This is a genomic window from Streptomyces sp. NPDC008137 (assembly GCF_042957035.1).
In the GTDB taxonomy this organism is placed as follows: Bacteria; Actinomycetota; Actinomycetes; order Streptomycetales; family Streptomycetaceae; genus Streptomyces.
The window spans coordinates 1-11,690 of the sequence record NZ_JBIBHN010000051.1; the positions used below are offsets into that span (position 1 = coordinate 1).

Annotated in this window: 9 protein-coding genes; 4 read left to right on the forward strand and 5 right to left on the reverse strand. The window is 72.8% G+C overall.

Annotated features, from left to right (window positions below):
* Positions 1-90: 90 nt before the first annotated feature.
* The 3 genes from ACFZBT_RS39490 to ACFZBT_RS39500 are packed head-to-tail and all read right to left on the reverse strand — an operon-like array spanning position 91 to position 4,640.
* Positions 91-1,560, reverse strand: coding sequence for an amino acid permease (locus ACFZBT_RS39490; protein ID WP_391114961.1), 1,470 nt, complete (start codon positions 1,558-1,560; stop codon positions 91-93).
* A complete protein-coding gene (locus tag ACFZBT_RS39495) occupies positions 1,557-3,113 on the reverse strand; it encodes a GMC oxidoreductase (RefSeq protein ID WP_391114965.1) in 1,557 nt (518 codons plus the stop codon). Before ACFZBT_RS39495 ends, ACFZBT_RS39490 begins: the two co-directional genes overlap by 4 nt.
* 60 nt (positions 3,114-3,173) lie before the next feature.
* Positions 3,174-4,640 (reverse strand): aldehyde dehydrogenase family protein, encoded by a 1,467-nt coding sequence (locus ACFZBT_RS39500; RefSeq protein ID WP_391114968.1) that lies wholly within the window; start codon positions 4,638-4,640, stop codon positions 3,174-3,176.
* A gap of 382 nt (positions 4,641-5,022) precedes the next feature.
* Here ACFZBT_RS39500 and ACFZBT_RS39505 point away from each other — a divergent pair, with 382 nt between their 5' ends.
* The 3 genes from ACFZBT_RS39505 to ACFZBT_RS39515 all read left to right on the forward strand — a co-directional run bounded on the left by ACFZBT_RS39505 (position 5,023) and on the right by ACFZBT_RS39515 (position 8,324).
* The gene (locus ACFZBT_RS39505) at positions 5,023-5,742 is read left to right on the forward strand and encodes a DUF4142 domain-containing protein (protein ID WP_391114971.1); all 720 of its coding nucleotides are present in this window, start codon (positions 5,023-5,025) and stop codon (positions 5,740-5,742) included.
* Between the two features lie 86 nt (positions 5,743-5,828).
* On the forward strand, positions 5,829-6,626 hold the full coding sequence (locus tag ACFZBT_RS39510) for a TIGR04222 domain-containing membrane protein (protein WP_391114974.1): 798 nt from the start codon (positions 5,829-5,831) through the stop codon (positions 6,624-6,626).
* An 87-nt stretch (positions 6,627-6,713) separates the two neighbouring features.
* Entirely contained in the window at positions 6,714-8,324 is a 1,611-nt protein-coding gene (locus ACFZBT_RS39515; RefSeq protein ID WP_391114977.1) for an alpha/beta fold hydrolase, read from the forward strand.
* On the opposite strand, the gene hemQ is transcribed toward ACFZBT_RS39515, so the two are convergent.
* Together hemQ and hemG are read right to left on the reverse strand one after the other, a co-directional pair.
* Positions 8,325-9,056, reverse strand: a complete 732-nt coding sequence (gene hemQ, locus ACFZBT_RS39520; protein ID WP_391114980.1) for a hydrogen peroxide-dependent heme synthase — start codon at positions 9,054-9,056, stop codon at positions 8,325-8,327.
* Between the two features lie 4 nt (positions 9,057-9,060).
* Positions 9,061-10,524 (reverse strand): protoporphyrinogen oxidase, encoded by a 1,464-nt coding sequence (gene hemG, locus ACFZBT_RS39525; RefSeq protein ID WP_391114983.1) that lies wholly within the window; start codon positions 10,522-10,524, stop codon positions 9,061-9,063.
* 158 nt (positions 10,525-10,682) lie between these two features.
* On the opposite strand from hemG, the gene ACFZBT_RS39530 reads away from it, so the two are divergent.
* Positions 10,683-11,687 carry a DUF4349 domain-containing protein gene (locus ACFZBT_RS39530; RefSeq protein ID WP_391114986.1) on the forward strand — a complete coding sequence of 335 codons (1,005 nt, stop codon included), beginning with the start codon at positions 10,683-10,685 and terminating at the stop codon, positions 11,685-11,687.
* Positions 11,688-11,690 lie beyond the last annotated feature (3 nt).

The window sequence follows — 11,690 nt, forward strand, 5'->3', positions numbered from 1 at the left end:
ACCCGCTACGACAAACTCGCCCGCCACTACCAGGCCCTGGTCACCATCGCCTGCCTACAACTCTGGCTCCCCTGACATTGCGGACACGACCTAGAGCTGCTTCTGCGGTACCGCGTCGCCCGCCGGAGCGTCGCCCCGGCCGTAGTGGTGCGTCGTGAACATGTAGAGCAGGCCCGTGCCCAGCACCACGCCGCCGCACAGCAGGACGATCCAGTTCTCCCACCAGGACTTCTCCGGGCTGCGGGCCCAGCAGATGTTGATGATGGCGAGGATGCCGTAGACCAGCGCGGCGATGTTCACCGCGAGGCCCCAGCGGCCCAGGGTGAACTCCCCCGCCGGTCTCCAGCCCTTGAGCCGGGCGCGCAGTGCGGCCAGGACCACCATCTGGAACGAGCCGTAGATGCCGAGGATCGCGAAGGAGACGATGTTGGTGAGGGCGTCCTCGGAGAGCAGTGAGGCGAACGCGATGATCAGCGGCACCGCCGCGGACACGAACAGCGCCCAGCTCGGCACCGCACGGGCGTGGACGAACCGCCGCAGCAGCCGGTGCCCGACGATCATCTCGTCCCGGGCGTAGGAGTAGATGAGCCGCCCGGCCGCGGCCTGGAGGCTGATCGTGCAGGACAGGAAGGAGATCAGCACCACGGCCATCACCAGCCGGGCCCCGGTCTCGCCCATGGCGTCGTACAGCACGGTCACCACCGGGTCGGCCTGTTCGCCGGAGATGATCGCGTTGAAGTCCGTGACCGACAGCAGCAGCGACATGCAGGTGAACGTGGCCGCGGCGCCGCCGATGTAGATGGTGCGCCGCATCGCGCGGGGGATGACCCGGCCCGGGTGGGCGACCTCCTCGGCGGTGTCGCCGCACGCCTCGAAGCCGTAGTACTGGTAGAGGCCGATGATGGCGGCTGCCAGGAACGCGGGCAGGTAGGAGCCGTCTCCCTCGACGCCGTAGGTGTCGAAGATGACGCCCACGTTGTGGTGACGGTGGGTGGCCAGCAGATAGATGCCGACGACGAGGGCGCCGATGAGCTCGCCGGCGAAACCGATGAGCGCCGCCGCCGACAGTGCCTTGGTGCCCAGGTAGTTGATGAGGATGGCGACGACGATGAGCACGGCGGTGCACAGCACGGTGGTGTGCACGGTGGCGTCGAAGCCGAAGAGGATGGCGATGTAGGGGCCGGCGCCGTAGGCGACGGAGGTGATGGTCACCAGCAGCGCCCACATGTACACCCAGCCGGTCATCCACGCCCAGCGCTTGCCCCACAGCCGCCGGGCCCAGGGGTAGACACCGCCCGCGATCGGGTACTGGGCGACGATCTCGCCGAAGATCAGCGCGACGAGGAACTGGCCGCAGCCGGCCAGCACGAACGCCCAGACCATCGGCGGTCCGCCGTCGACGATCGCGATGCCGAAGAGGGTGTAGGTGCTCACCACCGGGGAGAGGTAGGTGAAGCCGAGGGCGAAGTTGGCCCAGGGGCCCATGTCCTTGCGGAACTCCGAGCCCGGCTCCCCTCCCGGGGTGCCGGACGCGGGTGCGGGAGGCTGGGTGCCGGTCACGGCTGCGCCTCCCGTCCCACGGTGATCAGGTCGGCGGCGCGTTCGGCGGTGAGCAGGACGGTCACCATGGGATTGATCGTGGGCATGGTCGGGAAGATCGACGCGTCGATGATCCGTACGCCCTCGAAGCCGCGCAGTCTCAGCTCGGGGTCGCAGACGGCCAGCGGATCGTCCGGGGCGCCCATGCGGCAGGTGCCCGCTGGGTGGTAGACGGTGTGTGCCGCCCGGCGGCCGTACTCCGACAGGTCGGCGTCGGAGACGACGTCCGGGCCGGGCGCGACCTCGCGGACGAGCCAGTCGCGCAGCGGGGCGGTGGCGGCGACCTCGCGGGCGATCTTCAGGCCGTCCACGATGGTGCGCTCGTCGTGTCCCTCCGGGTCGGTGAAGTACCGGAAGTCCAGGGCGGGATGCTCGGCGGGGTCGGCGCTGCGCAGCCACATGCGGCCGGTGGACCGGGCGCGCGGCACGTTCGGCGTCATGCACACCCCGTGCTGCGGCACGGGGTAGCCCAGGCGCTCGGTGTTGACGGTGAACGGCACCTGGTAGAAGTGGAACATCAGGTCGGGGCGCGGCTGGCCCTTGTCGCGGCGCAGGAACAGTCCGGCGTCGGAGTCCATCGCGGAGTTGGGCGGCAGCGGGCCGTCGGTCTCCCAGACGATCACGGACTCGGGGTGGTCCAGCAGGTTCTCGCCGACGCCGGGCAGGTCGGCCCGTACGTCGATGCCGAGCTTGCGCAGGTCGTCGGCGGGGCCGATGCCGGAGAGCAGCAGCAGGCGGGGGGTGTCGACGGCTCCGGCGCACAGCAGGAGTTCGCGTTCGGCGCGCACGGTGGCGGGCTGCCCGTCGGCGCCGCGGACGGCGACCCGGGTCAGCCGTCCCGACTCGTCGGTGAGCAGCCGGTGTGCCCAGGTCTCCAGGAGGAGCGTGAGGTTGGGCCGGTCCATGACCGGGTGGAGGTAGGCGACGGAAGCGGAGGAGCGCAGATTGCCCTCCGGCTCGTAGGCCAGCGAGAAGAAGCCGGTGCCGTCGGCGAAGGGCTCGGCGTTGAAGTCGTCGACGACGGGGACGCCGAGGGCGCGGGTGGCCGCGGTGACGAAGTCCTTGGCGATGGGATTGCGGTCGGCCTCGGCCACCGGGACGATCTGGGTGCGCAGCCGGTCCCGGTAGGGGAGGATCGTCGCCGGATCCCAGCCGGGGCAGCCCCGGGCCACCCAGTCGTCGAGGTCCTGCGGCAGCGGCAGGAAGCTGATCAGGGTGTTGTGGGAGGAGCAGCCGCCGAGCACACGGGCCCGTGAGTGCAGGATGTGGGAGTTGCCGCGCGGCTGTTCGACGGTGGTGTAGCCGTAGTCGTACTCCGAGCCGAGCAGGTTGATCCAGTTGCGCAGGCGCAGGACGCGCTCGTCGCCGACATCGCTGGGGCCGCCCTCGATGACGCAGACGCGGCAGTCGGGGTCCTCGCTCAGCCGGGCGGCGAGCACGCAGCCGGCGGTGCCGCCGCCGACGATGACGTAGTCGTAGGCGGACTCGGCGCCGTGCGCGGGTGTGGGGGCCATGCGGTGCCCTGCTTTCTTTGTCGTTCGGTGCGCCACGGGCGGGCGGTTGCTGCCGGAGGGTCAGCCCTTGAACCAGCCGGAAGGGGCGGGGGCGAGGTTCTGGTAGATGTGCTTGGCCTCCTGGTACTCGCGCAGCCCGGTGGGGCCGAGTTCGCGCCCGACGCCGGAGCGGCCGAAGCCGCCCCACTCGGCCTGCGGCACATAGGGGTGGAAGTCGTTGATCCACACGGTGCCGTGCCGCAGCCGCTGCGCGACGCGCTGGGCGCGGCTCGCGTCGGAGGTCCACACGCCGCCTGCCAGGCCGTAGCGGGTGTCGTTGGCGAGTTCCACGGCCTCGTCCTCGGTGCGGAAGCGCTCGACGGTGACGACCGGGCCGAAGACCTCCTCCTGGACGATGCGCATGGACCGGTCGCAGTCGGCGAAGATCGTCGGCAGCAGGAAGAAGCCACGGCTCAGGGCGGGGTCGTCGGGGCGGGTGCCGCCGGTGACGAGCCGGGCGCCCTCCTCCCGGCCGATGGCGATGTAGCCCTCGACCTTCTCGCGGTGCTCGGCGGAGCTGAGCGGGCCGCTCTCGGTGCCCTCGTCCAGGCCGTTGCCGAGCCGGATCGCCCGTGCGCGGTCGGCGTAGGCCTCGACGAACCGGTCGTGCAGGGAGTCCTCGACGAGCAGGCGCGAACCGGCCGAGCAGACCTGCCCGGAGTGCAGGAAGGCGGCGTCCAGCGCGTAGTCGACGGCGGCGTCGAAGTCGGCGTCCGCGAAGACGATGTTGGGGTTCTTGCCGCCCAGTTCCAGCGCGATGTTCCGCGGCCCCTCGGCGGCGCTGGCCATGATGGACCGTCCGGTGTCGAGGCCGCCGGTGAAGGAGACCAGGTCCACGTCGGGGTGGCTGGTCAGGGCCGCGCCGACGGTCGCCCCGGAGCCCAGCACCAGGTTGGCGACGCCGGGCGGGGCGCCGGCCTCCTCGATGAGCCGGATCATGGCGATCGTGGTGAGCGGTGTGATCTCGCTGGGCTTGAGGACGAAGGTGTTGCCCGCGGCCAGCGCCGGGGCCACCTTCCAGGAGGCCTGGAGCAGCGGGTAGTTCCAGGGGGCGATGAGCGCGCACACGCCGATCGGCTGGTAGACGACGCGGCTGAGGACGTCCGGGCCGACGTCCACGACCCGGCCGCCGTCCTTGCCCGCGAGTTCGGCGAAGTAGCGGAAGGCGTTGGCCACGTCCTCCACGTCGATGCGGGCCTCGGCCAGCGTCTTGCCCGTGTCGAGGGTCTCGGTGCGGGCGATGTCCTCCTGGTCGCGCAGCAGCAGGTCGTGCACGCGGAGCAGCAGGTCGGCGCGGCGGCGGGAGGGGGCGTTCGCCCAGTCCTCCTCGGCGAAGGCACGCCGGGCGGCGCGTACGGCGCGGTCCACGTCGGCGGCGTCGGCCTCGTCGACGGTGGTGACGACGGAGGCGTCGTAGGGGTTGACCACCTCCCGCCGTCCACCGGCCGTGGCCTGTGTCCACTCGCCGTCGATGTACAGCTCACCCACCGCGGGGCCTCCTTCGCATCCGGCCGGTGCCGATCGGCTCGACGGTCAGCAACATGGCCCATCGGGAGGTCGGCGGCCACGGGGCACACCGCCGCGACGGCGTCCGGGCCGCCCAGAGGACCCGGGTGGGCTAGTCGCCCGGCCCGCGCTTGCGCGCCCGAGTGTGCCGGGACCAACACCCGGGTCGGGTCCACCGAGGTCAGTAAGTCGATATACACCTGTTTGCACGGATAGGCCCCAGACGCGCCTCCCCCGATCGCGCCGCCCTGCCCCCGATGCAACCATTCACCCGTGTACGACAGTTGGCGTAGACCGCGCCGCACCATGTCGTTTCCGCACTCGAAGCGCACTAGCGTGCGGTGCCGTACCAGGAGGCACCACCATGCGACCCGGACCCCCCGTCAAGGGCCGAGGCGTCGTCAGCGGCACAGGGCTCATCGTCATGTGCCTCGCGGCGACGCTCGCCGCGCTGGTCTTCTCGCTCTGGCCGTACACCGACCGGCCCAAGACGGCGTCGGGCGCGCCGGGAGCGCTGAGCGCGCAGACGTTGCGGACACGCTACGGCCCGCTGTCCGCCCTCGACCAGGAGTTCCTCGTCAAGGTCCGGCTGGCCGGTCTGTGGGAGCCGGCCGCGGGGCGGCAGGCGCGGACGAAGGGGACCACCCCGGACGTGCGGACGGCCGGCCGGCGCCTGGTCGAGGGCCACCGGTTCCTGGACGAGCGGGTCCGCGGCGCCGCCGCCCAGTTGGGTCTCACCCTGCCGGACGCGCCCGACGACCAGCAGAAGCGGTGGCTGACCACTCTGGACGAGGCGCGGGGCGCGGAGTACGACCGGCGGTTCGCCACCGTGCTGCGGCTGTCCCAGGGGCAGGTGTTCCCGGTCGTCGCCCAGGTCCGCGCGAGCACCCGCAACTCCCTGGTGCGCGCCCTCGCCGACGACGCCACCAAGACGGTCCTCGGCCACATCAAGGCGCTGGAGGCAACGGGCGACGTCGACTACGACGCCGTGGCCCGCGACATGGCCGACGGCGGCACTCCCCCGGTCTCGTCCCCACCTCAGACATTCCCGCCGCCCGCCTTCCGCCCACCACCGGGGCAGTGAAACGGAACGTCACATACCGACAACACTCCGTCCGGATCGTGAATGAGGCATGGTGCTTTCGGGACCGTGTCACATACAAACAACATATGCTCTGGGTTCTTTTCCTGCTGGCGGCCTGGGCCGTGGCGGGCACGGCGTGCACGCGGCTGTGCCTGGCCGCCGTACGCGCCGGGGCCGGGGGCACGGACACCGGCCAGCTCCATGAACTCACCCTGTACGAGGCCGCGTTCCTCTCCGGCGGGCCCCGGCGGGTCGCCGACGTGACCCTCGTCGCCATGGCTCGTCAGCGGCGCGTGCTGCTGGCCCACACCGGCTGGGCGACGGTCGTCGACCCGCGCGGCCGGGACGCGATGGAGCGGTCGGTGATAGGGGCCATCGGCCCCGAGGGCCAGTCCCGGATCGCGCCGGTACGGGCGGCCGCCGCCACGGCGGACGCGGTGCGCGGGATCGCCGACGGGCTGGTGCGCGCGGGCCTGGCGGTGCCCGACAGCGCCCGGACGACGGTCGCGGCCGGCGTCCGGCAGGTACGCGCGGCGGCGGTCGCCGTGCTCGGTCTCGGCATCGCCGCGCTGCTGGCACCCGCACCGCCGGACATGCCCCGTCACCTGGTCGCCCTGTGGTTCGCGCTGCCCCTCACCCTGACCCTGAGCTGCCTCGCCGTCGCGCGGGTCGAGATCCACCCGTACTCGCGCTGGGCCTCCCCCGCGGGTCAGCGGCTGCTCGGCGCGCTGGCCCGGAACGCGGACGGCGCCGCCGACGACCGTACGTACCTCACCTCGGTGGCCGTACGCGGGGTCCGCGCGGTCGGCGAACCGGAACTGCGCGCCGCCTTCGCACACCGCGAGGCAGACGACGGACGGGCCGGGGGCGCACGGGAGCATTGACGCCGACACCGACGGACGGTGCTTGCCTTCCACAATCTCCGCACCAAACATCCCTTTTGTCGCCACCGTGCACCGAAGGGATACGCGATGAGAGCCGCCCTCCTCTACTCGGCAGCGGGGTCCTTGCTGTTGAGCGCCCTGACCGCGGCCCCGGACGCCGAGGGCCGGTCCGCGGCGCCCGAGTCGTACGGCACCGCGGTGGCCGCCGCGCGCGCCAAGGCGGCCGGTGTCCGATTCGGCCCGTGCGCAGACGCGCAGGACCTGCCGGGCGGCATGCGGTGCGGCACCGTGACCGTCCCGCTGGACTACGCCCGGCCGAACGGCCGGCAGATCCGGCTCGCCGTCAGCCGGACCCGGGCCACGCGGAAGGACCCGAGCAACAGCAAGCGCGAGGTCCCCCGGCAAGGCGCCCTGGTCTACAACCCGGGCGGGCCCGGTGCCACCGGCCTGTACTTCCCGGTCGTCGGGCTGCTCCCCGAGTGGAAGCGGATCGCGGCCGCCTACGACCTCGTCGGCTACGCCCCGCGCGGCGTCGGCCCTTCCGCGCCGCTGTCCTGCCAGGACCCCGAGCGGTTCTTCAAGGCGCCCACCCAGGCGCAGACGTACCCCTCGGCGGCGTTCAAGAGGGAGCGTGTCGCGCAGGCGAAGGCGTACGCGCGCGGCTGCGCCGAGCGGGCCGGCAGCGCGCTGCGGCACTACCACTCGCTGAACAACGCCCGCGACCTGGACGTGCTGCGCGCCGCGCTCGGCGAGACGCGGCTGACCTTCCTGGGCTCGTCGTACGGCACCTACCTCGGGGCCGTGTACGCGACGCTGTTCCCCGCGCACGTACGGCGGATGGTGTTCGACTCGGTGGTCGATCCGGACCCGGCGGAGATCTGGTACCGCAACAACCTCGCCCAGTCGGCGGCGTTCGAGGGCCGCTGGCGGGACTTCCGGAGGTGGGTCGCCCGGCACGACGCCGTGTACGGGCTGGGCGGGACCGCGCGGGAGGTACAGCGCCGCTACGAGCGGGCGAACGCGCGGCTGGCCGCCGAGCCGGCCGGCGGGAAGGTGGGGCCGGGGCAGTTGCAGGAGGCGTTCCTGCAGGCCGGGTACTACGACGACCAGTGGCCGCTCCTCGCGCACGCGCTGTCGGCGTACCTCAAGGGCGATCCCAAGCCGCTGGTCGAGCAGGCGAGCCGGTATCCGGAGGCGGCCGTCGAGGCGGAGAACACCCGCGCGGTGTACCTGGCCGTCGAGTGCAACGACGCCCCCTGGCCGACGGACTGGCGGGTGTGGGACCGGGACAACACCCGGCTCGCGCGGACGGCGCCGTTCGAGACCTGGGACAACGTGTGGACGAACCTGCCGTGCGCTTACTGGCGGGGGCCGCGGCAGCGGCCGCTCGACGTCGGCACCGCGCCGGGCGGACTCCCGCCGACGCTGATCCTGGCCGCCGAGCGCGACGCGGCCACGCCGTACGACGGGGCCCTGGAACTCCGCCGCCGGCTCGCGGGCTCGGTCCTGGTGACGGAGCGGAACGCGGGCGCGCACGGCCTGGCGGGCGGTCCGAACGCCTGCGTCAACGGCCACCTGGAGGCGTATCTGCTGGAGGGGCGGCTGCCGGGGCGGAGCGCGCAGTGCGCACCGCACGCCGAGCCCGAGCCGCGGTCGACGGCCCCGGAGCAGCCCGGGGCCGAGCGACGGCTGCGCTGATCAGGCCAGACCGGCGACCAGTTCGGCGACGTCCTTGCGGCGGCCCGTGAAGAACGGGACCTCCTCGCGGACGTGCATACGGGCCTCGGAGGCGCGCAGGTGACGCATGAGGTCGACGATGCGGTACAGCTCGTCGGCCTCGAAGGCGAGGAGCCACTCGTAGTCGCCGAGCGAGAACGAGGCGACGGTGTTGGCGCGCACGTCCGGGTAGCCGCGGGCCATCTTGCCGTGGTCGGCGAGCATGCGGCGGCGGTCCTCGTCGGGCAGCAGGTACCAGTCGTAGGAGCGCACGAAGGGGTAGACGCTCACATAGTCGCGGGGCGTCTCGTCGGCGAGGAAAGCCGGGATGTGCGAGCGGTTGAACTCGGCGGGGCGGTGCAGCGCCATGTTCGACCACACCGGTGTGAGCGCCCGGCCCAGCTTCGTGCGGCGGAAGAGGTTGTACGCCTCCTGCAGCGCGTCGCTGGTCTCCGCGTGCCACCAGATCATGAGATCGGCGTCGGCGCGCAGGCCCGAGACGTCGTACGTGCCGCGGATCGTCACGTCCTTCGCGGCGAGCTGGTCGAACAGCTCCTGGACCTCGTCGGCGTACCCGGCGCGGTCCTCGGGGAGCACGTCCTTCAGCTTGAAGACCGACCAGAGCGTGTAGCGGATGACCTCGTTGAGGTCCTTGGCCAGCTTGCCCTTGTTCGGGATCCTGCCGGTCTCGGGGGTGGAGTCGTCGTTGCTCATGTCCTCATTCTCCTGCTCCGCCGTGCAGGCTCTGCACCGGGTGCGCGGTGAGCTCCTCCACACCCCGCAGGTCACCCTGGATCTGGTCGACGGCGGCATAGGCGCTCGCGATGCAGGCCGGGATGCCGACGCCGTCGTACGGGGCGCCGCAGACGGCGAGCCCGGGCAGTCGGGCGATGTGCTCGCGGACACGGGCCACGCGCGCGTGGTGGCCCACCGGGTACTGGGGCAGACCGTCGTCCCAGCGGGTGACACGGGTGGCGACGGGGGTGGCGTCCAGGCCGGTCGCCGCCTTCAGGTCGCGCCGGGAGACGTCCACGAGGTCGGTGTCGTCGCGCTGGAGGATCTCCGTCTCGCCGTACCTCCCGACGGAGGTGCGCAGGACGAGCAGGTCGGGGTTCTCGTCGGCGATCCAGCCCCACTTCCGCGAGGCGAAGGTGGAGGCCTTGATGGTGCGTCCGTCGACCGGCGGTACCAGGAAGCCGCTGCCGTCGGGCAGGTCCGCCTCTGAGCTGCGGTAGGCGAGGGTGATCAGGGCCATGGAGGCGTACTCGACGGCTCCGAGCTCGGCGGCGGCCCCGGGGCTGTCGGTGCCTACGAGGGCGGCGGCGGCCGGGGCGGGGACGGCGACGACCACCGCGTCCGCATGCCACACCCGCACACCGGAGACGACCCGCCATCCGCCGTCCACCGGGGTGCGGCGCAGCTCCGTCACCGGTGTCCCCGTCAGGATCTCGCCGCCGCGGGCCCGGACCGACTCCGCCACCGCGAGGGGCAGGGTGCCCACACCGCCCTGGAGGCCCATGAACACCGGGCCGGTCTGCTGGGCGGCGGCCGCCTTCGCCTGGATCTCGCGGACCCCCTCCGTCAGGGAGGTGTGGGCTTGGGCCGCCTGGAAGAGCTGGGGGACGGCCGAGCGCATCGAGATGCGGTAGGCGTCGCCCGCGTACACGCCTCCCAGCAGGGGTTCCACCAGGCGGTCGACGACCTCGCGGCCCAGGCGCTCCGCCACGTACTCCCCGACCGCCACGTCGTCCCCGACCTCGGTGCGGGGCAGCTCGGCGTCGAGCCCGATGCGGGCGAGGCCCTCGTCGGACAGCAGGCCGGACAGGGCCGCGGCGGTGCCGGGGACGCCCATCACATGCCCCTTGGGCATCGGGCGGAGCGCCCCCCGGGTCCAGATCGAGGCCGTGGAGGTGGCCGGGGGCTGGAGGCGGTCGGCGAGGCCCACCTCGCGCGCGAGCGCCACCGCCTCGGGGCGGCGGGCCAGCATCGACTCGGCGCCGAGGTCCACGGGCGCGCCCGCGATCTCGCCGGGCAGCAGCTTGCCGCCGACCCGGTCGGAGGCCTCCAGCACCGTCACCCGCGCCCCGCGCTCCAGCAGCCGGTGCGCGGCGGCCAGGCCCGCGATTCCCGCCCCGATGACGATGACCTGCCCCGTGCCCGCACGGGCTTGAACTTCGCGCATGCCTCCAGCCTCTCAGACCCCTCTGACAGCGCCGCCGGACCCCGGTGTCCCGTACGAGTCCCCACCGTGACCGCATCGGAACCGTCCCGGGTCAAACGTCCGGCGCCGTCCGGGCGTCGAAGAAGCGTCAGCGGAATCCAACCCCGGGGGAAGCCCACATGCGCACACGACGACCCGCCCGCCACCCCGCCCCGACTCTGGCCGCCGTCCTGCTGGCCGCGGCACTGGCACTCACCGGATGCAGCGGCGCGGGCGAGGACTCCGCCGGCAGCTCCGCCGACCGCGGGGGAATCGCCGCCCCGCAAGCGGACGACAAGGCGGGCGACACGTCCGGCGCGAAGGAGGCCGCGCCCGGCGCCGCCGGAAGCGGAGCCCGGGCGACCGCGCCGCCGAGGCTCACCGCGAGCCACATCATCCGCACCGCCTCCCTGAGCGTGCGGGTCAAGGACGTCCCCAAGGCCCTGGAGGAGGCCCGCACCGGCACCGAGAACGCGGGCGGCTACGTCGGCAACGAGACCACCACCCGGGACGGCGAGGGCCACGAGCGGACCAGGGTCGTGCTGCGCGTGCCCGTCGAGAAGTACGACCAGGTCCTCGCCGAGCTGGAGGGCGCCGGAAAGCTTCTCGACCGCAACGCCAAGGCCGAGGACGTCACCGACCAGGTCGTGGACGTGGAGAGCCGGATCAAGTCGCAGCGCGCGAGCGTGGCCCGGATCCGCGAGCTGATGGACCAGGCCACCAAGCTGAGCGACGTGGTGACCCTGGAGGGCGAGCTGAGCACACGCCAGGCCGACCTGGAGGCGCTGCTCGCCCGCCAGACGTCCCTGAAGGACCGCACGAGCCTGGCCACCATCACCCTCTCGCTGTCCGAGACCCCGGTGAAGAAGAAGGAGGCGAAGGACGAGGACCCGGGCTTCGTGGACGCGCTCGCGGGCGGCTGGAACGCGTTCGTGACGATGCTGCGCTGGCTCGCGGTGGCCCTCGGCGCGGTCCTGCCGTTCGCGGCGGTCGCGGCCCTGATCGCGCTGCTGTGGCTGCGCGTCGTACACCCGCGCCTGCCGCGCCGCCCGCGGCCCACGCCCGCCATGAGCGCGCTGGGCCCGCTGCCGACGGCCCGCCCCGCACCTGAAGCACCCTCACGCGAGCCCGGCGAGCAGGGCTGAAAT